The sequence below is a fragment of the Archangium sp. genome, assembly GCF_057119385.1.
Genome location: NZ_DBNGVP010000080.1, coordinates 56,157 through 77,873, shown reverse-complemented (window position 1 = coordinate 77,873; position 21,717 = coordinate 56,157). Strand labels below are relative to the sequence as shown.

The window sequence follows — 21,717 nt, the reverse complement described above, 5'->3', positions numbered from 1 at the left end:
GTCAATCCCCGGGTTGACCTCAGAAGTAGGCACCCGGTTTCCCCTCCGGCTCACGCCGGACGAGGCGTCTGCCCACCATCGCCCGGAGCGGGAGGCGGCGTCCCACGCTCGTGGCGCTTGAGCAACTTCGTCCGGGCCGTCTCCACCAGCGTGTACAGCACGGGGATGAAGATGAGGTTGACGAAGGTGGACAGCAGCATGCCGCCGAACACCGCCGTGCCCAGCGACTTGCGCGAGGCGGCGCCCGCGCCCGTGGCCAGCACCAACGGCACCACGCCCAGCAGGAACGCGAAGGACGTCATGATGATGGGCCGCAGCCGCGTGTCCGCCGCCTGGATGGCCGCCTCCACCACGCTCTTGCCCTGATGGCGCAGCTGCTCGGCGAACTCCACGATGAGCACCGCGTTCTTGCTGGACAGGCCCACCAGCATCAGCAGACCGACCTGGCAGAACACGTCGTTGGCGAGCCCTCGCAACAACTGGAAGCCGAGCGCGCCGAGGATGGCCACCGGCACCGCCAGCATGATGACGAAGGGCAGCGCGAAGCTCTCGTACTGCGCCGACAGCACCAGGAAGACGAAGACGACGCCCAGGGCGAAGATGAGCAGCACCTTGCCCGCGGACTGCTTCTGCTCGAGCGACAGGCCCGTCCACTCGAAGGTGAAGCCGGCCGGCAGCCCCTGGCGGGCCACGGCCTCCATGGCGTCCAGCGCCTGGCCCGTGCTGACACCGGGCGCGCCCTGGCCGTTGATGGCGGCCGAGCGGAACAGGTTGTAGTGCGTGATGTTCTGCGCGGTGGTGACGGGCTCCACCTTCACCAGGCTCTCCAGCGGCACCATCTCCCCCTGCGCCGAGCGCACGTAGAAGGCGGAGATGTCCTTGGGTTCGTTGCGGAAGGGCATGGCCGCCTGCACGTAGACGCGGTAGACGCGGTTGGCGAAGGTGAAGTCATTCACGTAGCTGCTGCCCATGTAGATCTGCAGCGTGGAGTAGAGCGAGTCCAGCGACACGCCGAGCGACTTGGCCTTCTCCCGGTCCACCGACACGTTGAGCAGCGGGGTGCTCGCCGTATAGGACGAGAAGACGCTGCGCAGGTCCGGTGACTGGTTGGCCCGCCCCGCGAGCTGCTGCGTGGCCGCCGCCAGCTCGTTCAGCGTGTGGTTGCCCTGCTGATCCTCCAGGACGAACTCGAAGCCGCCCACGCTGCCCACGCCGCGGATGGTGGGCGGCTGGAAGGCCAGCACGCGCGCGCCGGCAATGCCGGCGAAGGGCCCGCGCAGCCGGTTGACGAGCCCGGCCACGCTCTGCTCCTTCTTCTCGCGCTCCTCCCAGGGGTGGAGGTTGATGAAGAGGACGCCGTAGTTGGGGCCGGTGCCCAGCAGCGAGAAGCCACCCACGGTGAAGATGTCCGCCACCTCCTTCTGCTGGCGCAGCACCTCCTCCGTCTGGAGGAGCACCTGCCGCGTGTAGTCCAGCGACGTGCCCTCGGGGCCCTGGATGGCGACGATGAGGTAGCCCTGGTCCTCCTCGGGGATGAAGCCGGTGGGCGTGACGCGGTAGAGCAGCGCCGTGAGGCCCATGAGCACCACGAAGACGCCCAGTACCGCCCAGCGCATGCCGGGCAGCAGCAGCTTGCCCAGGAAGCGCGCGTAGCCGCGCCGGAAGGCATCCATCGTCTGGTCCACCCAGCGGAAGACGCGCCACTTCTCTCCCTCGTGCGCGCGCAGCAGCCGGGCGCACAGCGCGGGGGACAGCGTGAGGGCCACCAGGGCAGACAGGCTGATGGAGAAGGCCAGCGTGAGCGCGAACTGCCGGTAGATGGTGCCCGTGGTGCCCGGGAAGAAGGACACCGGGACGAACACCGCCGAGAGCACCAGCGCCGTGGCGATCACCGCGCCACCCACCTGCTTCATGCTCCGGTGCGACGCCTCGCGCGCGTCCACGCCCTCCTCCACCATGACGCGCTCGACGTTCTCGATGACCACGATGGCGTCATCCACCACCAGGCCCGTGGCCAGCGTCAGGCCGAAGAGCGTCAGCGTGTTGAGCGAGAAGCCGAACGCGCTCACGAAGCCGAAGGTGCCCACCAGCGACACCGGCAGTGTCGTGGCCACCACGAGGATGCTGCGCCAGCCGTGCAGGAAGATGAAGATGACGAGGATGACCAGCGCGATGGCCTCCACCAGCGTGCGCAGCACCTCCTCGATGGAGGCCTGCACCGCCGCCGTGGTGTCGAAGGCGCTCTCGTAGACCATGCCCGGCGGGAAGTTGCCCTCGAGCCGCTCCAGCTCGGCCACCACGCCCTCGCGCACATCCAGCGCGTTGGAGCCGGGGAGCTGGAAGATGCCGAGGCCCACCGCGTCCCGGCCGTTGAAGCGCAGCATCTGGTTGTAGTTCTCCGCCCCCAGCTCCACCCGGCCCACGTCCTTCATCTGCACCAGCGTGCCGTCCTCGCCCCGCTTCAGGACGATGTCCCCGAACTGCTCCGGCGTGGACAGCTGGCCGAGCACCTGCACGTTGATCTGATACGTCTGTCCCCGTGGCGAGGGCGGCTGGCCCACCTGTCCCGCGGCCACCTGCACGTTCTGCTCGCGCAGCGCGGCCACCACGTCCTGCGCGGTGAGGCCGCGGCTCGCCAGCTTCGTGGGGTCCAACCACAGCCGCATGGCGAAGCGGCGCTCGCCGAAGATGCGCACGTCGCCCACGCCCTTCACACGCAGCAGCGCGTCGCGGATGTAGACGTCCGCGTAGTTGCTGAGGAAGCCCGTGTCGTAGTGCCCCGCCTCGTCATACAGGCCGAAGGACATGAGCAGCTGCGACTGCGTCTTGTTGATGGTGATGCCCAGCGCGTTCACCTCGGCGGGCAGCCGGGCCGAGGCGGTGGCCACCCGGTTCTGCACGTCCACCGCCGCGACGTCCAGGTCCCGGTCCGGCTCGAAGGTGACGGTGATGGTGCTGGTGCCGTTGTTGCTGCTGGTGGAGGAGATGTAACGCATGCCCTCCAGGCCGTTGAGCTGGCGCTCCAGCACGGTCGTCACCGCGCTCTCCACCACCTCGGCGGAGGCGCCGATGTACGTGGACGTCACGCTCACCTGCGGCGCCGCGAGCTCCGGGTACTGCTCCACGGGCAGGCTGGGGATGGAGATGGCCCCCACTAGCGTGATGAGGATGGAGATGACGCTGGCGAAGATGGGCCGGCGGATGAAGAAGTCGGAGAACATGGGCGCTCACTTCCCCCCGTCCGGGCTCGGTGCCGTGCCCGCGTCCCCGGTGCTGCCGGTACCGGCGTCCCCGGCCCCCCCCGTACCGGCGTCCGCGGAGCCGCCCACGCCAGGGCCCTCGCCCGGCAGCTGCTTCGCCGGCTTGGGCTGGATGGGCTGCCCATCCCGCAGCTGCTGGAGCGAGCCGACGATGACCTGCGCTCCCGGCTCCAGGCCCTCGAGCAGCTCGTAGTCGTTGCCCTGGAGCCCGCCCAGCTTCACCGGCCGGCGCTGCGCCACCATGGGCCCGCCGTCGCCCTGCACCGCCACCATGGCGAAGAACTGGCTGCTCTGCTGCGTCACCGCGAAGGTGGGCAGCCGCAGCGCCTCGCGCGTGGCGTACACCACCTGGGTGTGCACCACCTGGCCGGCGCGCAGCCCCTGCGTGTTGTCGAAGGCGGCCTTCAGCTCCACCAGCTGCGTGCGCGGGTCCGGCGTGGGTGCCACGAAGAAGACGGGGGCGCTCACCACCGGCTGGCCGTCGCTGTCCAGCACCTCCACCCGCGTGCTGCCCGTCTCCACCTTCGAGGCCCGCTCGGGTGGCACCGCCACGGAGATCTCCAGCGCCCGGCTCTGGTTCACGTTCGTCAGCGCCGTCTGCGAGGTGACGGAGTCGCCCACCTTCACGGGGATGTCCCCCACCACCCCGGCGAAGGGCGCCTCCACCCGGAAGTAGCCGAGCTCCACCTGCTGGGCCTGCAGCTGCGCCTCCGCCGAGCGCGCGCTGGCCTCGGCCGCCGCCGCCTGGGCCACCGCCTGCTCATAGTCCTGCCGGCTCATGAGCCCCTCGCGCAGCAGCTGCTCGGCGCGCTGCCGGCTGTTGCGCGCGAACTGCTGCTGGGCCACGGCCGAGGCGCGCTGGGCCTGGGCGCTCCGCACGCCCGCGCGCTCGCGCCTCGGGTCCACCTCCAGCAGCATCTGCCCCTCCTTGACCTGCTCTCCCGGCTTCACCGCGATGCGCTGCACGTAGCCGGCCACCTGCGGATAGACGGTGACGCTGCGGCGGGAGATGAGCGTCCCCAGGTAATCGCCCGTGTCGCGCACCGGGCCCGGCCGCAGCTCCATCACCTCCACCGGCAGCGGCTGTCCGCCACCTCCCGGGCCGCCGGGTCCGGCCTGGGGGCCGCCCTTTCCTTGCGAGCGCTCACACCCCACGAGGGCCAGGGCCGCCAGCCACACTCCCCACACTCCCCGCCTCACCAGTCGCATGCCGCCTCCGCCAGGAACGCCTCGATTCGCGCCTGGAACAACTGGAACTCGCTCACCACCAGGTTCAGCTCCGCCTGCCGCAGCGCCGCGGCGGACACCACCAGGTCCTGACTCGTCCCGGTGCCCACCTCGAAGGCGCGGCGGGTGAGCCGGTCGTTCTCCGCCGCCAGCTCCCGCGCCCGCGTGGCGATCTCCAGCTCCGCCCCCGCCACGCCCACCTCGCGCCGCGTCTGTCTCACCTCGACCGTGGCCCCGCGCTGCCTCGACACCACGTCCTGGCGCGCCGTCTCCTCCTGGGCCCGTGCCTGCCGCACACGGCCTCCGCGCGCGCCTCCTTCGTAGAAGGGCAGGGTGAGCACCGCGCCGACGTTCCACACGGGCACCCGCGCGAAGCCCGGGTCCACCGTGAAGCCCAACACCGTGCTCTGGGCCGCCAGCGTGGGCAGGTACTGCGCCTCGGCCGCCGACACGTCGTGCCCGGCCGCCTCCAGTTGCGCGCGTGCCGCCGCCAGGTCCGGCCGCTTCTCCAGCTCCTGGAGGTTCTGGCACTGCGCCTGGCCGCGATTCAGCAGTTCCTCCAGGGACACGCCGCGCGTCAGTCCCACCGGCTGCTCCTGGCCCAATATCAACGCCAGCGCATCCCGCGCCTGCAGCAGCGAGTTGTCCCCGGACACCACGGAGGAGCGCGCCGACTCCGCGTCCTGCTGGAGACGGATGACGTCCAGCTGGGTACCCGCGCCCAGCTCCAGCCGCCGCTGGGCCAGCGCGAGCCGCTCCAGGGCGGAGCGCAGGTTGACGCGGTTCACCTCGGAGAGCCGCTCGGAGGAGGCCACCCGCGCCAGGGCCCGGGCGAGCTCCCCGGTGAGCTGGCGGCGCGTCTCGTCCACGGACAGCTCGGCGGCGCGGCGGGAGGCGCTGGCCGAGCGCAGGGATTGAATGGCGCTCCAGTTGAGCAGGGGCACGGAGGCCGTCACCGTGGCGGTGCCCAGGGGCGTGGTGGGCCGTGGGCCGTCACCTCCACCGGCCCCGACGCCTCCACCGATACCGCCGCCGCCCACGCCGCCCCCGATGAAGGGCGTCGAGGGGTCGAGCACGTTGGACTGGACACCGGCCGAGCCGTTGACGGTGGGCAGCAGTCCGGCGAGGGCCACGCGCCGTTGTCCCGCGGCGGACTCCACCCGGGCCAGTGCGACGCGCAGGTCCGTGGATTGCTGGCGCAACAGCGTGAGCGCCTCGTCCCAGGAGCCCACCTGCACCGGCGCCGGAGGAACGGGCTCGAGCAGCGGGTCGGAGACCTGGGGTTGGAAGGGCGGAGACACGGCGGCCCCCGGTCCGGTCTGGGCCAGCAGGGCACCCGCGGGCAGGCCGGCGTGCCAGAGCAGGGCTGTGAGCAGGAGGGCGGTCATGGACAGGCCGCCCACATTGCTGCCTGCCTTCGCGCATTGCCTCCTACCCGAGGGCAGTCATGACACAGCAAGACATTGTGGGTGCTCGCTAGCGAGCACTTGCGTCACCCCGCAGCAGGAATGCGACAGCGGCGCGAGACGGATGCTCGCCAGTGGGCACTCGGGTGCCGAGTCCCGGCGTCAGCTGAGGTCCTTGGAGGCCGTACGCGGCGGCTCCTCGGAGGGCCGGGGCTGGCCGGTGCAGTCGGTGCCGGGGGCGGGCGCGCGGGTGGTGCGCGGCCGGTACTCCCAGTGCCACGGCTCGGAGGGCACCGTGCGCCGGAAACCATGGAGGCACGCGTTGGCCGCGAGCCAGTGGTACGTGGGGGACTCCTCGTCGCCGACGACGACGTCCACCGCCAGGCCCCGCTGGTGGTTGGATTGGCCGGGACGCGCGGCCTTGGGGCCCAGGCCCTTGCGGTAGCGCTCGTAGAGCAGACGCTGCTCCCGGCGGGTGCGGTAGCCACTCGTCACCCAGAGCCAGATGCCGTCCGCGCGGGCCTCGGTGGCCATGCGTTGGAAGGAGGCCGCGGCGTCACGGCGCAGCGACTCGCCACCGGGCAGCTTGACGAGGTGCTTGGACACGGCCGTCTTCGCCCGCTTGCGTTTCGCGTCCGCGCCGGGCGCGAGACCGGGAACGAGCAGGCACACGAGGGCGAGCAGAAGACTCCAGCGGAGCGGCGGGAACGGCATGGGGCGGTTCCTGTCCAGAGGGGCGGGAGAGCGGTGCTCTCACATTCATTCCCGGAATGCGAGCAGGCGGCCGGACAGGCGCCGCGTGGTCCGCTGGCTCGAAATGGGGGGTGGCTCGTCTGGCTGGCCGCTCTCCCGGTAGAGTGGGGCATCCCATGACGACCGCCCTGCGTCCCGTGCCTCCGAGCGAGGAGATTGCTCCCGCTTCCGCCGCTGTCTCCACTCCCGCCCCGTTGCCCGCCGCGCGCCTGATGGCGCATGCCGCCGCGTGGCTCACCCTGCTGGGATTGCTCACCGGCGGCTTCGTGTCCGCGGCCATGACGGGCAAGGTGCCGGCGGATGCTCATGCCGCGCTCGCCTCGCACCTCAACGCGCTGATGGGGGCCTTCCTGCTGCTGGGTGTGGCCTGGACGCTGCCGATGCTGCGCTACGGGGCCACGGGCCAGCGCCGGCTCGCGTGGGCCTTCATCGTGTCCAACTTCGCCAACTGGTTCGTCACCGGTGTGAAGGCGTTTCTGCGCGTGTCCGGCGTGGACGCCACCGGCGAGCCCGTGAATGACGCCGTGTTCGGCGTGCTCACCCTGTCCGTGGTGTTGCCGGCGCTCGGCGCGGCGGCGGCCTGGGTGTATGGCTTCCGGCGCGACGCCGCGGCTGCGGAGCCCCGCTCGTGACGGCGTGAGGGGCCTCAGTCCAGCGCGGCGCTCACGTCGGTGCGGGTGAGGCGCAGGGCGGCCATGCGGCGGCGGCGGGCATCGGCGATGGCCAGGTGCCAGCCGGCGGCGAACAGGCCCACGACGAGGCAGCCGCCCCACAGCGCGGAGGAGCCGAAGCGCCCCAGCACCCACGAGCCGAGCGTGGGGGCGATGCTGGCCGACAGGGCCCACAGCATGTAGTAGGCGCCCTGGTAGGTGCCGCGCTGCTCGGTGGGCGCGAGGTCCGCCACCACGGCCGAGGCCGCGGGCGCTTGGGCAATCTCTCCCAGCGTCCACACCCCCACCGCGAGTGCCGCCAGCCACGGGTTCGCGCCCAGCGCGTGCAGCCCGAAGCCCAGCCCCGTCAGTGCCGAGGCCCAGGCCAGCGCCGTCGCGCGCCGCATCTGGCCCAGCGCCCGGCCGACGAAGGGCTGCAGCAGCACGATGAGCACGCCATTCACCCCCAGCACCGTGCCGAACATCGCGGGCGACATGCCTTGCGCGGTCAGGTCCATCGGCAGCGTCACGTTGCCCTGGGAGAAGATGATGGAGGTGAGGACGATGGACAGGGCGAAGGCGAGGAACACCTCGTCCCGGAAGGGCGCCAGCGAGGGCAGCCGGCGGGAGGACTCCGCTGCCGGGGCCGCCTGGGCGGGGCGCGTCTCCGGCACCTTCCACCAGACGAGCACTCCGTAGAGGAAGGTGGTGCAGGCATCCGCCACGAAGAGCACGAGGAAGCCGAAGCGCGAGGCCAGACCCGCCAGGGGCAGGGCGATGGCGAAGCCCACGTTGATGACCCAGTACAGCAGGCTGAAGGCGCGTGCCCGGTCCTCGGGCTTCACCACGTCGGAGATCGCCGCCGACACCGCGGGCCGGTACAGCTCGCCCAGCAGGCCGAGCAGGAAGGCGGACACGCAGATGTGCCACGTCTCCCGGGCGAAGCCCATGGACAGCATCGCCGCCGAGCCCAGCCACAGCCCCGAGAGCAGCGTCTTGCGCCGGCCCACCCGGTCCGCCAGCGTCCCGCCGACGAGCCCCGCCAGCACGCCGCCCACGCCGTGCAGGGACACCACCATGCCGGCCTCCTCCACCCGGAAGCCGCGCTCGCGCGTGAGGTAGAGCGCCAGGAAGGGCACCACGAAGGAGCCCAGCCGGTTCACCAGCGTGCCCGTCCACAGGTACCAGTACGTGCCCGGCAGTCCTCCCGCCGTCGCCTGGAGTTCCGCCCTCAGTCGCCCCAACAGGTGCTTCATGACGGGGCGCAGCTTGCGGGAAGAGGCCCGTGGGCGCCAGCGGCGGGTTTCCCCCCTACTCCGCGAGTGGGTGCCCGCGTAGGATCCGGCTGAGACCGGAGACTTTCGCATGCGCTTCCAACCGCCCTGGAGCGGGGCCTTCCGCCTCCAGACCTTCTTCCGCCGCACACCCGAGGCCCTGCCTCCCGGTGAGCTCGAGGCCATCCGGTCCTACATCCTGGGCTCCTCGCTGCTCGGGGAGACGAACCTGACGTCGCAGTTCTCGGGCACCTATGGCTTCTCGGTGACGTTCCGGCGCGAGGCCGTCTCCGACGTGAAGGACCGCTTTCCCGCCTTCGCGCCGTTCCTCGACGCCGCGCTGCTGCCGGGCTGCAACGCGTTCCTGCTCAACCCGTTGCTCATCCAGAACGGGCGCGGGGTGGATGACCACCTGGACAAGAGCATGATGTTCTACGGGGCGGGCATCGACTGTCCCATCGCCGTGAGCGTGCTCTACGTCCAGGTGCCCGAGCAGCTCGCGGGAGGCGCGCTGCGGCTGTACCACCGGGGCAGGGAGGTGGCGGTGCTGGAGCCGAGGCCGGGCGCGCTGGTGACGTTCCGGGGAGACCTGGTGCACGAGGTGGTGGCGGTCCAGGCCGGAGCCCCGCGGCTCTCGGCGGCGCGCATCAGCCTGGTGGTGGAGCAGTACCGTCTGTCGGAAGAGCTGCTCGCGCGGGTGCCCGAGATGGAGCTGCGGACCCGCACGGGGGTGGTGGCGGCATGAGCGAGCTGACGATGGAGTGGTGGGTGGCGCAGAGCCTGGAGCGGGTCTTCGCGGCCATCGAGGACCCGTTGCTGATGCGGCGCTGGTACGGGGCGCCTCCGGGCGGCCAGCGGCTCGGGGAGGAGGGAGACGTGGAGGCGGGCGAGCCGTTCCAGGTGAACGTGCTCGACGCGAAGGGCGCGCCCCGGGTCCAGAAGGGCTGCATCCTCGAGGTGTTCCCGGGCCGGGGCTTGTTGATGGAGCTGTCGTGGGACGGCGGGGAGTACGGCACCGGCACGACGCGCGTCTCCCTGGTGCTCGAGCCTTCCGGAGAGGGCACGCGCATCGAGGTGCGCCAGGGTCCCTTCCCGAGCCCCGAGGCCCAGGACGCGTACCGGGCGTACTGGGAGGTCAACGTGGGGCGCCTGATGCGAGTCGCCTCCGGAGAGGCGGTGCCCTGCTTCGAGGAGTTCTGGGAGGAGTCGGGAGGCTTCGCCGAGCCGCTCGGCCTGGCGGCCTATACCGTGCTCGTGGGCATGAGGGAGGCCGGGGTGCCGCCGGAGACGCTCGCGCAGGTGGAGGAGACGCTCTACACGCACCTCGCGCGTCTGCCCGAGGACACGGCGAGTGTGCTCGGGGCGGTGCTTCGCGCACGCCTCCAGGGCAGGTTCCCCGGGGGAAGCTGAAGGCTGGCCCGCCCTCCGGGGGTTGCACTACCCTCGCGCCGCACTTCCCCCGGATTGGAGTCCCCGTGCGGCGTATCCTCGCGCTTCTCGGCGGTCACCCAGAACCGGCCCTGAGCTCAGCGCCGGCTCAGGAATCCCTCCAGCACCCCGGCGACGTTGGTGCCGATCTCATCCACCGCGTAGCCGCCCTCCTGCACGAACACCGTGGGCAGCTTCAGGTCGGCCAGCCGCTGTCCGATGAGCGGGTAGTGCTCCTGGGCGAGCTTGAAGGCGCTGATGGGATCGCCCTCGTAGGTGTCGACGCCGAGCGACACCACCAGGGCGTCGGGCGAGAACGTCCCGATGGCATCCAGCGCGGCTCCGAGGGCGGCGCCGTACTCCTTCCAGCCAGTGCCGCGGGCCAGGGGGAGGTTGAGGGTGTAGCCCTCTCCGGCGCCGGCCCCGCGCTCGTCTGCATAGCCGAGGAAGTAGGGATAGTCCGTCTCCGGGGTCGCGTGGATGGAGATGAACAGCACATCGGAGCGCTCCCAGAAGATGTCCTGGGTGCCGTTGCCGTGGTGGTAGTCCACGTCGAGCACCGCGACGCGGGCGAAGCCCCGGTCACGCAGGTGCTGGGCCGCGAGGGCGGCGTTGTTGAGGAAGCAGTAGCCGCCGTACACCGAGTGTCCTGCGTGGTGTCCGGGCGGTCGGCACAGGGCATAGGCGCCCTTCTCACCCTCGGAGACGAGCGCGGCGGCGGTCAGGGCGCAGTGGGCGGCGGCGAGCGCGGCGTCCCAGGTGCCCTCGACGATGGGCGTGCTGGAGTCGAAGGCGTAGTAGCCCATCTTGCCGTTGATGCCGGAGGGGATGTGGTCCCGGCGCAGGCTGCGGGCGGGGAAACCGCTCGGCAGCATGAAGCCCTGCTTGCCGAGCGAGCGCCACTCCGCATGGGCGGTGCGCAGGAACTCGACGAACCCGGCGTCGTGGACGCGCAGCAGGGACTCGTGGGCGAAGGAGCGTGGCTCGATGAGCTCGAGTCCGGCGCGCTCCACGGCCTTCAGGATGTAGTCGACGCGCACGGGCATCTCGAAGCACGGCACCAGCTCGCCGCGATGCAGTTCCATGCCGCCGTCATGGCGGGCGTGCAGCGGGGAATGAACGACTTTCACCGGGGGAGTCTCCAGGGCTGAAGGAGGAGCGGCGCGGCGAGTTGTAACGCAGCGCGGGTCCGTCCTCCAAGAGAGGGGGTCTCCGCTCCCGGCACGCGGGTGAAGTGGAGCAACACCCGGCGGCGAAGCACGGGGAGAGGACTTCGAGCGGATCTGCGGCAACCTGCTGGAGGAGCGCGGGGACCGCTTCGAGCGGGGTTTCGTGGTCAGGCGCTTCCTGCCGTTGAAGGTGCGGGGGCGGACGCCGAGCGGGCCGGCGCACCTGGAGTTCCGGCTGTTCTTCGGGCGTGGGCGGCTGCTGGCGGCGGAGTCCTACGATGACTTCGATGTCGACGTCCCGGACTTCTCGGCGTTCGAGCGGCTCGCGCGGAAGGTTGATGCGCGCTTCTTCACCATGGATGTCGCGATGCTCGAGGACGGCCGCTGGATGGTGGTCGAGGTGAACGACGGAGGAGTCTCTGGGCTCCCGGCGAGCATCGACCCGCGTGAGCTGTTCGCGGCGTTGCTGGGAGTGGAGCGCTGAAGAGGGGCGTTCCGGGGCTCACCCGGGGGGCAGCCAGGTAGAAAGGTGACAGAGGGACGCGTGGAGATGGCGTTGGCCGGGCGAGGACGTTAAGGGAGTGCCCCATGGAGCCCACCACCGACCTGGCCACCTGTCTGCTCTGTGGCGCTGGAGCCTCTCCGGCGCTGAACCTGCCGCGCTTCGCTGGCGCCTCGTGTCAGGCGTGTGCCCAGCGCGTGGGACACCTGCTGGTGCAGGACTCCGCGCTGCTGACGGACATCTGGCCGCTGCTCGCCGAAGACCTGGATGATGAGGAGCCCGAGCCCACGGTGCAGCGCGCGGATGGGAAGACGGTGGAGCTGCGCCAGGTCATCGCGGAGATGAAGCGTGACCTGTCGGTCGAGGACCGCATGAAGCTCGCCGAGATGTACGGCGAGATCGGCCTGATTCGAGAGCAGCTCGAGGAGTGTGGCCGGGTGCTCGTCGCAGCGTCCGCGGCTGGGCTGGCCCAGCGTGCGCTCGACGTACTCTTCTCGGAAGAGCTGTGCTCGCCGCGTGGGCTCGAGGAACTCCGCGGGCGCATGTTCCCGGCCTGAAGCGCGAGGCTGCGCCCGCTCAACGCAGCTTGATGGAATGATACCACCTGTCCTGGGCCGGGCATGCTTCGTCGCCGCACGTGGTGAGGCGCAACAGGACGACTCCTCTGGTGGAGTCCATGTAGGCGGTGTCCATGAAGATTCGGCTGGCCGCCTTGCACGCGTCCGCTCCGCTGTCGCTTCCGCGATTCAGCTTCAGCTCGATGGGTGGAGCGCTCCCGGCCCGCTTCAGCACCAAATGACCCTGGTTGAACGTCATCTCCAGTTGGGGCAGCTGCAGCTTCTGTGTAGGAGCCTGCTGGCAGCTCTCCGTCATCATGGGCTGGAGGGGCTGTTCCTCCAGCGTCACCCATTGTGTCCTGCCAAGGGAGTCATTCACCTGCCGGATCCTCTCGAGCACCTTCTTGTCGAGCGCCTGGGACAGAGGCAATGAGCGCTGAACGGGTGACACCTCTCCGGCTTCGAGCACAGGCAGTTTCCAGGCGACTTCGTTGGTCTGGGAGTTGCGTACGGTGATGAGCAGGTTGGGGTCCTTGCGCTCACCATCCGCGAAGACCTCCGCCAGGGCTACGAGCGTCCCGTCCTCCGAGATGGCGGGGAACCCGGTTGCGTAGAGCGACGCGCTGACGGCGTTCGGCTTCTCATACCCGACGAACGGGCCCTGGGGCGGAGCTTTCGTCTGAGTGGGAGGCGTGCTTGCCGCGCGAGACTTGTCCGGAGGGAGGCGGAGCACGTGGAACGCCGCTGGCGGTTCGGGGCAGCTGTCCACTCCGCAGAAGCCGAGTTCGATCAGCACCACGTTCCGCTCCAGGTTGACGAAGGTGCCATTCAGCCACGAGGGACTGGCGTGCTCGCACCCTTGCTGGCGAACTCCCCAGGAGGGGAAACGCCGGTCGAGCACCTTCTTGCCCCGGCGCCAGATCTGGAGCCGCGGTTCCTGGTACGAGAGCTTGAGATCCTCCAGGGACACCGAGCGCTTCGGACGTTGCCGCTGGATGAAACAGGCATCCGAGAAGAACTCCGCGTCATGTTGAGGATTCTCGCGGTAGAGCAGGGGCTTCCACTCGCGCTGGCCCAGGTAGGAACGCGCCTCCCATGCACGGGACCTCGCCAGCCGCTCCAGCTCCGGTCCGCTTCGGCGGAGACTCTCTTCCTCTGAGAACAGCACCTTCTCGAAGACGACGGCATCCGTTTCCACATCCTTCACGACCAGCGCGCGGGCGGTGCCTTCGGCGGCAGAGGACTCGCGGTTCAAGAAGGCGATGCTCTTTCCATCGCTCGAGATCCAGGCTCCGCGGTCAGGGCTCGCGGGCTCACCACCGCCTGCGGCGAACAGCGCGGAGGCCTGAAGCGGAGCGGAGGGGCTCCACGAGGTGGGCTCGGGCTGGGTCTCCTTCGGCTCTGCGGCTGCTACCGGGAGGGTCCAGATCAGGGCACAGACGATGCCGATGCTCCACGGTTGCATGGTGAACCCCTCCTCGAGCGCAGGGTGTATCGAACCATGGGAGCCCGTCTTCTCCCAGAGCGACAAGAGGTACACGGGCTCATCCCGGGAGCCGTGGCACCCTCACCCCCGACCCCTCTCCCGGTGGGCGAGGGAGGAGTGGCTCAGCCGCGCACCACGGCCACGGGCGTCAGGGCCGTGGGGCGCTTGTCCGGCGTGCACATGTCACCGTCCGCCGGCCGCTTCCCGAAGAAGAGCTGGTTGCCCTCCACCTTCACGATGTCGTGGTCCGTTCCGCACGCCGTCACCGGCCTCAGGAACACGCACCCCGTCGTGCTCGTCTCCTGCTCCTCGCCCACCTTCCACGTCCCCGTCCCGCACTTCGCCCCCTGGAACCAGTCCGCCACCGGCTGTACGTGCGCCGTCATGTAGTGCCGCGCGAAGCCGAAGTTCCCCTCCGTCGCCCCCTCCACCTTCTCCGAGTCCTTCTGCAGCGTGTACGGGCCCTCGAAGCGCGCGGTGAACAGCCTCGCCGTGCAGCCCTCGTCCCCGAACGTCTCGAACTTCAGCGACCAGTCCTTCTCCGTCAGCTGGAAGTTCCGCTTGAAGTACGTCTTCGAGCCGTCCGGGTTGGGCATCGCCTCGCACACCGCGCTCGTCCATGCGCCCGTCAGCTCGTTCGTCTTCACGCGCGTCCCCGACGCTCCTCCCGCGGTGGCACAGCCGGCCACGAGGCCCAGGGTGACAACGGTCAGCGCGAGGCGGTTCATCGTCTTCATGGTTTCTCTCCAGAGGTCTGGCTCCGGCCGCTTCGTGCGGCCCGGGCGAGCCAAGGAATGCCCCGGAAGCACCCCTTGCGAAAACGCTGGAGATTGCAGGGGGGGCATGCGAATTTGCAGGGCGTGCCGGACTGGAATGATCTCCGCTACTTCCTCGCCATCGCGCGGGAGGGGACGCTCGCCTCGGCCGCGCGGGACCTGGAGGTGGATGCCTCCACCGTGGGCCGGCGGCTCGCGGCGCTCGAGGACGAGCTGGGCTCGAAGCTCTTCGATCGCACGCCCTCGGGGCTGGTGCTGACGGATGCGGGGCGAGGCATCCGCTCGGCGGTGGAGGAGATGGAGGCGGCGGCGCTCGCGGTGGAGCGCCGGGCCAGTGGCGAGGACGCGCGCCTGGAGGGCGTGGTGCGCATCACCCTCACCGAGGCCTTCGCCGTGGACATCGTCCTGCCGCGCTTCGCCCCCTTCCGCGAGCGCCACCCCGGCATCGAGGTGCAGTTCCTCACCGACTACGGCGCGCTGGACCTGGCCCGGCGCGAGGCCGACATCGCCATCCGCCTCACCCGGCCCCAGGGGGACACGCTGGTGGCTCGCAAGGTGGGGGAGATCGCCATCGCCCCCTATGCCTCCGAGGCGTACCTGGAGCGGCGCGGTGCACCGGATCCGGCGCGGGGCTTCGCGGGGCACGACGTCATCGGCTACGCGGACGCCGCGGCGAAGTGGCCCGAGTCCCGCTGGCTGGCCGAGGCCGCTGCCGGCGCCCGGGTGGCGGTGCGCTGCAACTCGCTGCTGTCGGTGGTGACGGCCACCGCCGCGGGCATGGGCGTGGGAGTGATGCCGTGCCTGTGCGGAGACCGGGAGCCGGGGCTGCGGCGGGTGGCGCCCCTCGTGGCCTCGCTGCGCCGTGACATCTGGCTGGTGGTCCATCCGGATTTGCAGCACAACGCGCGTGTGCGCGCCACCCTCCACTTCCTCACCGAGCTCATCCACCGCGAGCGCCCGCTCCTGTCCGGCGAGGGCCGTCCCGCGACGCGTTCCTCCGGGAGGCGTTCCTCGTGAGCCAGCTCGTGGGCCTGTTGGCCGCCAGCCTCCTGCTGGGTGCCTTCGCCCGGCGCAGCGGCCGCTTCCCGGAGCAGACGGCGTTGGCCCTCAACGCCTTCGTGCTCAACATCGCCCTGCCCGCGCTGGTGCTGCGCGCGGTGCACCGCCTCACGCTCGCCCCCGAGTTGCTCGCCGCCGCCGCCACGCCGTGGCTCATCTTCGGTGGCTCGTGGCTCTTCTTCCGCACGCTGGGCCCGCGGCTGGGCTTTCCGCCCGGCACCGTGGCGGCGCTCGTCCTCACCGGCGGGTTGAGCAACACCGCCTTCGTGGGCCTGCCCCTCATCGAGGGCCTCATGGGCCGCGAGGCGCTGCGCGTGGCCGTCGTCGTGGATCAGCTCGGCTCGTTCCTGGTGCTGGGCACGGTGGCCACGCTCTTCGCCTCGCACGCCGCCGCGAAGGACACCCGCACCGGGGCACTGCTGAAGAAGGTGGTGACCTTCCCCCCCTTCCTCGCCCTGGTGACGGCGTTCCTCCTGCACCCGTGGCACTGGCCCGAGGCCGTGGACGTGGTGCTCGGCCGGCTGGGAGATCTGCTCACCCCGCTGGCGCTCTTCTCCGTGGGTTTCCAGTTGCGGCCCTCGGGCGTGAAGGGCCGGATGCGCGCGCTCGCGCTGGGGCTCGGTTACAAGCTGGCGCTGGCGCCGCTCGCCATCGCGCTCCTGTTGCTGCTGCTGCCCGGCATGGGCCGGCTCACCTTCGAGGTGTCCGTTCTCCAGGCCGCCATGGCTCCCATGGTCACCGCCGCCATCCTCGCCGCGGACAACGGGTTGGACCCGGAGCTCTCCGCCCTCATGGTGGGGCTGGGCATTCCGCTCTCGTTCGCCACGGTGCCCTTCACCCTGTGGCTCCTGCACTGAGAGCCTGGGTGCGGCCTACGCGAAGGCCTGCGTGGCGTAGGCGATCTCCAGGCCCTCCTTGCGCATGCGCAGCCGCGTGCGCGACAGCCAGTGGCAGTGCGGGCAGTAGCTGTGCGCGCCGTTTCCCGGCGTGCTGCGGATGGTCACCGCGCCGCCGCACAGCATGCAGCCATCGGGAAGGGTGAACTCCGAGACAGCGTCACCCGTGTTCTTCTCAGTGATTCCGGTCATGCCTTTCACGTAACGCAGCAATCGGCGGCCACAAGTCGCCGGGCCGCGATTTCCGGACACGCCCGGAGGGCAGGCAGGCGGGCCTGTAGCACCTACCGTCCCCGGTACCAGTCCACCGCCGCACACCATGCCACCCTGGTGGGGGTACTCCCTCCAATCCCTCGATAACCCAGCGCCCTGGGCAGGCGCAGGTGGTGGTGTCAGGCGGCTGGGAACGCGAACCCGCCGGGGTTCATGGCGCACTCCCGTTGTCGGCCTTGGTCGGGATGGTGGGCTGAGCCTCCACCGCGTCAGCGGGTTCGGTCGGGCTCGCTCCGCTTCCTGTCAGGGCCGCGCCTCCCGTGTTGTGCTGGATGAGCTTGCCCTTGATGGCGACCCCTCGTGCGTCGATCGTGATGAACCCCCCCGGTCCTTTCAGCGTGATTCCGCTGGATGCCTCGATCACGATCTTCGTCGACTTGAGATGGATCTCCTTTTCCGACTCCAGCGCGGTGCTCTGCCCCACCTTCACCTGCAGATCCTTGCCCACCGTATGCGAGTGGGTCTCATCCACCTTCTCGTTCAGGTTCTGCTTCACGTGCAGATGGCTGTCCTTGTGCACCAACTCCAGCCGGTTCGACTTGATGACAATGTCGATGTCTCCATCGCCGTCGATACCTCCCACCAGGAGCTTCATGCTCCCGCCCACCTGCTCCTGGCTGTTCCGGTGTACCGTTAGACTCTTGTCCCGGTACACCAGTTCGTTCTGATCCCCCACCTTTCCACCCTTGCCTACGCTACCAATCGTCTGATGCCGGTCGTGGAGGATGTCCTCGAATGAGTCGTTCTTCACGTGCACGTCCATGTTCCGCTGGGCGTGGATGAAGACCTGCTCCTGCCCCTTCTCATCCTCGAAGCGCAGCTCGTTGTAGCCGCCACCATCCAGGCTTGAGTTGGATTTGATCGTGCTCTTGGTCTTCTCCGCAGGCAGTGCGTAGGGAACTAGGTTGTTTCCGTTGTACACGCGGCCGATGATGATGGGCCGATCAGGGTCACCCTCGATGAAGTCGACAATGACTTCCTGGCCGATGCGGGGGATGAACATCGCTCCCCACGCCTCACCTGCCCAGAGCTGGCTCACGCGTACCCAGCACGAGCTGTGCTCGTCCATCTGTCCTTGCCGGTCCCAGTGGAATTGCACCTTCACCCGGCCCCACTCGTCGACGTAGATCTCTTCGCCAGCGGGTCCCACGACCACCGCCGTTTGTGAGCCCTTGACGTGGGGCCTTGGCGTTACCCGCGCCGGCCGGTACGGCACATGGTGCGGTACGCACATGAACTCATTGGAGTAGCTGAACTCCCCGCCCTGGGACTCCTCGTCCAGGACATGGGGCTGTTGGCCCTCGTGCTTCACTTGGGTGAGCAGATAGCGCCCGTTGTAATCCCCTCGTGGGTGCTCCTCCAGCGTGAACATCCGCCCAGGGCACAGCCGCTCGCAGTCGCTTTCTCCCCGTCCCACGCGCTTCGTCGCCTGGAATGCCTCCAGCCTCACCCTGGCGATTGTCTTTCCTTTTGCCAGCGTTCCTTGAGCGGGATCCTGGTACTCGCCCGGATAGTCATACACCTCCAGGTCCGAGTCCACCTCCGCCTTGTGTTCCACCTCCATCTTCAGCCCCGGCTGCTTGAACCTGTAGTCCCGCAGGGTCGCCTTGCCCGAACGGACCTCCTCGCTGAAGCGGAAGCGGCGCACGTGGTCCTCCAACACCACCATTCCTGTCTCCCGGCGGAAGCACAGCGCATCCGGTCCATCAATGGGTTTCAGGGCGGGTTTCCCGTCGCCGAGCACCAACACGTGCTTGTCCGCCGCGTGCTCGAAGAAATAGAAGATGCCGTCCTCTTCCATCAGGCGGCTGACGAAGGCCCAATCCGATTCCCGGTACTGCACGCAGTAGTCGCGCGGCTCGTAATTGTTCGTCAGCACGAACCGTACCCGGTCCGCCGGAATCCCCGCTGTGTCGAAGACCTTCTTGAGAATGGCCGGAGTGTCCAGCTTCTGGAAGATCCGGCAGTCGTAGCGCTGCTCGAGTCGCCACGCCAACGGTGTCACCGTGGCCCGGTAGAGCGTGTAGTGCGGCAGTTCGTTGAGTTGTTCGAAGCGGCTGATGAGCCCATTCAGGAATCTGGGCACCAACTCGCCACGCAGTGTCAAGAGCGCCGACTTCCCCAGCATATCCGCGAAGTCGATGTACGGATTCGTGCTGGCCAGCTCCACCTGGAACTCGAAGAGGCTCGACACGCCCTCCGTTCCCGAGAAGCGGACCACCCTCAGGGGGTCCGAGCAACCTTCGACCTCGAACACGAAGAGAGGGGACTCTCCCAGTGCATGGACATGCGATCGAGCAACCATGTTGAAGCACCGTCTTTCAAATGAGAGTGGAGCGCCCGGGGAGCTACAGCGATACGGGTGAGAACGCAGCAGTGTCGAGGATGTGCTTCCAGGTGAGGCCGTCGTAATACGAGCAGCCATATGCGCCCGCGAGCAACATCACTCCGTCCGCGACCGCCAGGTTGCCGGAGCTGATCTTGATTTGAGGGGGCACATCGCACTCACGCAACTCATCGCCCACGATCTCCCACAACCCATAATCGGAGGTGCAATACACCCGGTCCTGGAACCAGACCATGTCCTTGAAGGGCAGGGCCATCTGGTCGCGGTGGATGAGCTTCCAGTTGTCACGCCGGCCCTTCCAGATGTTTCCACCCGTGCCGCTGATGTACACCCAGCCATCGCCCGCGCAGCAGACCGTCTCCAGCACCATGTTGCTTGGGAACTCGATGCGCTCCCAGGCGTTGCCGTCGAAGTGCCACACGTCTCCCTTGCCGCCCACGCAGTAGAAGTCGTTGGGGTCAAAGGCGTCGAAATCATCGAAGCCGTACTCGCCCGAGTCCACGTCCGGGTCGGGCGTGAAATCTAGCCCCGTGCAGAGCGACGTCCACTGGTTGCGGTCGTCCCGGCGTGCCAAGCCCCGATACCCCGTGCACACGTGGAGAAGGCCGTCGATGGTCCGGATCTTCCGAATGCCGCCACGTGCCGGGCCGCGCCGCCCTGTGGGAATGTCTTGCTCTTTTTCCAGGGCACCGCCACCAATCGTCACGACCTGTCGGCCTCGGTCGATGCCGATGAATTTTTCGTTGGGCCGCTGGGATGCGCCAGCGCGCATTCCTGCATAGCCCTCATAGGACACGTAGGTCCAGCGCTTGTTGGCTGGCCTCTCCGCGAAGTAGACAACTACCCGGGTGGTTCGATCCTCATCCGCAGGTGGGCGTTGATCCTCATCATAATCCGACAGGGTGACAAAATAAAAGATGTTCCGATTGCGAATGGCGCAATCAATGATGGTGAAGCCGCCAAAACACCGTTCGTAGTCGCTCTGGTTGATCAGCATGTATATCTTCGTTCTGATGGGGGGCGGGACAGGGACTCTTTACTCCCCGGCGTCGCCTGCGTCCTCGGCATCTCCCGTGCTGCCCTTCCTGCCAGCGACAGCAGGCACTGTGCCCATGCATTTGTTTTTGTAATAGCTGTCGAGTTGGGCTTTCAGGCAGTCCGGGTCACATTTCGACTCGGGAAAGGTGTGCATGATGCTTGCAACTCCCATGTCCCGGGCCCTTCCGTAGCTCATTTCCGTGTTTTCGAAGAAAATACCACTTGCCTTGTAGTCCGCCACGGCTTTGACCAGTTTGTCGTGGATCCTGCCGTGCGAGCCATGGAAGTTATTGATTCCCTCGACGCAAACCGTTGGCGCATCGCCCGGCTTGTACCCCGGGCAGTGGCCGCCCTTGGTCATCTCGTCGGGAAGTACGTGGTGGCCTGTCTGCCCCGGACAGCAGCCTGTGCCCCTCATGGCCTTCAGGGAACTGGTGTTCTTGTACGGAACGAGGATGCACCTGCGCGCGCGCGTGCATGCATTGAGCCGTGAGAACAGGTCCATCGCGTCGGCCATCGCTTTTTGGGGGTTCCTTTTCGCTTCATTCAGAACACCGTCCATGCTCTTGAGCGCACCCTCGAAGTCGCCCATCACTTCTTTGATCTCGGAGATGGAGGCCAATGCTGTCTTTGAGAGTTGGTAGCCTTCGTAGGCCGTGGAAGCCCAGTCGTAGATGTTCCAGGCCGTCGCGATTCCTTCGGTCACGATGGCACCGACTCCCGCGACTGCAGCACCGCTCGCGCCTACTGCCCAGCGTGCAGCGGAGCGTGCCCCCAGCTTGAGCGCCCGCTCCGTGGCCTCCTTTCCGAGCTTCTCAAGAAGTTCCTTCTCCAGCTTCTCGACGAGTGGCTTGACCAGACTGGACGTGACAGAACTCAGGTCGTCCTTGATGTTGCCGAGTTGCTCGGTTAGTTGCTTTATCTGCTCTGGATAGCGGGTGTTTGGTTTGAGCCACAGCCCGTCACAATGCTCCATCCAGGAGGTATTTGCATTCTTGTCGAGCTTGTTCTTGACGTTCTCGGTGATTTTTTCCAGGCGCTTGGTCATCTTCTTGAGGAAGTTCCTGCGGGCGCGCTGTAGGTTTTGGGCGTTGTCTTTGCCATCCTCCGGCTCTGGGCCGCATTCCTTGTCGATCTTCTGCAAGTCCTGGGCACAACGGCCCTTCGCCGTCTTTGCGGCATCGTCGAAGTACACCTGTGCCGGAGTATTGCCACCCGGGCTCGCGTGGTTGTGCGTCATCTGATCCTGATGGCGCGCGACGTTCAGGCCCTCGACGAGCACGTCCATCGACCAGCTCGTGAAATAGGCCTTGCCCTTGATGACGCCGGTGTTGAGACCTTTGGCGTAGGAGGATGTGGCTGGCTCGTTGCCCGTGCTGGTGGAGAAGTAGCTCTTGTCCTTCTGGGCCACCATGGTGCCGCAGATGAGGATGGTGCGCGTGCCGTCCGTGAGGTCCTTCGCGAAGGTGGTGTTTGGGTAGGGCACCGGGACGGGGCCGGCAGGTGGGCCGGGAGGGCTCCAGCACACATCGGGGAACGCTGCCGCGGACTTGCCATCCGCTGCTTGGCTGCAAATCTCGCGGCCGTTCGCGTAGACGTGGGTTTGCATGTTCTCT

18 protein-coding genes and 1 pseudogene are annotated in these 21,717 nt (G+C 68.3%); 7 read left to right on the top strand and 12 right to left on the bottom strand.

Going from position 1 to position 21,717, the window contains the following annotated elements; genetic code table 11:
- Positions 1–50: 50 nt before the first annotated feature.
- The 4 genes from AC16DP_RS19630 to AC16DP_RS19615 form a co-directional block, all read right to left on the bottom strand.
- Entirely contained in the window at positions 51–3,221 is a 3,171-nt protein-coding gene (locus AC16DP_RS19630) for an efflux RND transporter permease subunit (protein ID WP_329727423.1), read from the bottom strand.
- Positions 3,222–3,227: 6 nt separating this feature from the next.
- On the bottom strand, positions 3,228–4,469 hold the full coding sequence (locus tag AC16DP_RS19625) for an efflux RND transporter periplasmic adaptor subunit (RefSeq protein WP_329727424.1): 1,242 nt from the start codon (positions 4,467–4,469) through the stop codon (positions 3,228–3,230).
- A complete protein-coding gene (locus AC16DP_RS19620; RefSeq protein ID WP_329727425.1) occupies positions 4,457–5,875 on the bottom strand; it encodes a TolC family protein in 1,419 nt (472 codons plus the stop codon). The genes AC16DP_RS19625 and AC16DP_RS19620 overlap by 13 nt, the downstream gene beginning before the upstream one ends.
- Positions 5,876–6,055: 180 nt before the next feature.
- Positions 6,056–6,607: a M15 family metallopeptidase gene (locus AC16DP_RS19615; protein WP_329727426.1), complete on the bottom strand. Its 552-nt coding sequence runs from the start codon at positions 6,605–6,607 to the stop codon at positions 6,056–6,058.
- Positions 6,608–6,762: 155 nt separating this feature from the next.
- Here AC16DP_RS19615 and AC16DP_RS19610 point away from each other — a divergent pair, with 155 nt between their 5' ends.
- Positions 6,763–7,278 (top strand): styrene oxide isomerase, encoded by a 516-nt coding sequence (locus AC16DP_RS19610; protein WP_329727427.1) that lies wholly within the window; start codon positions 6,763–6,765, stop codon positions 7,276–7,278.
- A 14-nt stretch (positions 7,279–7,292) separates the two neighbouring features.
- Here the strand turns inward: AC16DP_RS19610 and AC16DP_RS19605 are convergent, their stop codons facing one another.
- Positions 7,293–8,552, bottom strand: coding sequence for an MDR family MFS transporter (locus tag AC16DP_RS19605; protein ID WP_329727428.1), 1,260 nt, complete (start codon positions 8,550–8,552; stop codon positions 7,293–7,295).
- A gap of 109 nt (positions 8,553–8,661) precedes the next feature.
- On the opposite strand from AC16DP_RS19605, the gene AC16DP_RS19600 reads away from it, so the two are divergent.
- Positions 8,662–9,315, top strand: coding sequence for a 2OG-Fe(II) oxygenase (locus AC16DP_RS19600; protein ID WP_329727429.1), 654 nt, complete (start codon positions 8,662–8,664; stop codon positions 9,313–9,315).
- The gene (locus AC16DP_RS19595; RefSeq protein WP_329727430.1) at positions 9,312–9,980 is read left to right on the top strand and encodes an SRPBCC family protein; all 669 of its coding nucleotides are present in this window, start codon (positions 9,312–9,314) and stop codon (positions 9,978–9,980) included. The genes AC16DP_RS19600 and AC16DP_RS19595 overlap by 4 nt, the downstream gene beginning before the upstream one ends.
- Positions 9,981–10,096: 116 nt before the next feature.
- On the opposite strand, the gene AC16DP_RS19590 is transcribed toward AC16DP_RS19595, so the two are convergent.
- Positions 10,097–11,128, bottom strand: coding sequence for a histone deacetylase family protein (locus AC16DP_RS19590; protein ID WP_329727431.1), 1,032 nt, complete (start codon positions 11,126–11,128; stop codon positions 10,097–10,099).
- A gap of 145 nt (positions 11,129–11,273) precedes the next feature.
- Here AC16DP_RS19590 and AC16DP_RS19585 point away from each other — a divergent pair.
- Both AC16DP_RS19585 and AC16DP_RS19580 read left to right on the top strand, forming a co-directional pair.
- Positions 11,274–11,651, top strand: a pseudogene (locus AC16DP_RS19585) (ATP-grasp domain-containing protein); the annotation flags it as partial.
- Between the two features lie 104 nt (positions 11,652–11,755).
- Positions 11,756–12,226 (top strand): hypothetical protein, encoded by a 471-nt coding sequence (locus AC16DP_RS19580; protein ID WP_329727432.1) that lies wholly within the window; start codon positions 11,756–11,758, stop codon positions 12,224–12,226.
- A 19-nt stretch (positions 12,227–12,245) separates the two neighbouring features.
- Here AC16DP_RS19580 and AC16DP_RS19575 read toward each other — a convergent pair whose 3' ends face one another.
- Together AC16DP_RS19575 and AC16DP_RS19570 are read right to left on the bottom strand one after the other, a co-directional pair.
- A complete protein-coding gene (locus tag AC16DP_RS19575) occupies positions 12,246–13,691 on the bottom strand; it encodes a hypothetical protein (RefSeq protein ID WP_329727433.1) in 1,446 nt (481 codons plus the stop codon).
- 143 nt (positions 13,692–13,834) lie between these two features.
- Positions 13,835–14,449: a hypothetical protein gene (locus AC16DP_RS19570; RefSeq protein ID WP_329727434.1), complete on the bottom strand. Its 615-nt coding sequence runs from the start codon at positions 14,447–14,449 to the stop codon at positions 13,835–13,837.
- 123 nt (positions 14,450–14,572) lie between these two features.
- Between AC16DP_RS19570 and AC16DP_RS19565 the strand changes: the two genes are divergently transcribed.
- Positions 14,573–15,505: a LysR family transcriptional regulator gene (locus AC16DP_RS19565; protein ID WP_329727435.1), complete on the top strand. Its 933-nt coding sequence runs from the start codon at positions 14,573–14,575 to the stop codon at positions 15,503–15,505.
- Entirely contained in the window at positions 15,502–16,404 is a 903-nt protein-coding gene (locus AC16DP_RS19560) for an AEC family transporter (protein ID WP_329727436.1), read from the top strand. The genes AC16DP_RS19565 and AC16DP_RS19560 overlap by 4 nt, the downstream gene beginning before the upstream one ends.
- Before the next feature lie 15 nt (positions 16,405–16,419).
- On the opposite strand, the gene AC16DP_RS19555 is transcribed toward AC16DP_RS19560, so the two are convergent.
- From AC16DP_RS19555 to AC16DP_RS19540, 4 genes are all read right to left on the bottom strand, one after another.
- Positions 16,420–16,635: a hypothetical protein gene (locus AC16DP_RS19555; protein WP_329727437.1), complete on the bottom strand. Its 216-nt coding sequence runs from the start codon at positions 16,633–16,635 to the stop codon at positions 16,420–16,422.
- Between the two features lie 232 nt (positions 16,636–16,867).
- Entirely contained in the window at positions 16,868–18,973 is a 2,106-nt protein-coding gene (locus tag AC16DP_RS19550; RefSeq protein ID WP_329727438.1) for a type VI secretion system Vgr family protein, read from the bottom strand.
- Positions 18,974–19,064: 91 nt separating this feature from the next.
- Entirely contained in the window at positions 19,065–20,060 is a 996-nt protein-coding gene (locus AC16DP_RS19545) for a hypothetical protein (protein ID WP_329727439.1), read from the bottom strand.
- A 39-nt stretch (positions 20,061–20,099) separates the two neighbouring features.
- Positions 20,100–21,710 (bottom strand): PAAR-like domain-containing protein, encoded by a 1,611-nt coding sequence (locus AC16DP_RS19540; RefSeq protein ID WP_329727440.1) that lies wholly within the window; start codon positions 21,708–21,710, stop codon positions 20,100–20,102.
- Positions 21,711–21,717: the final 7 nt, after the last annotated feature.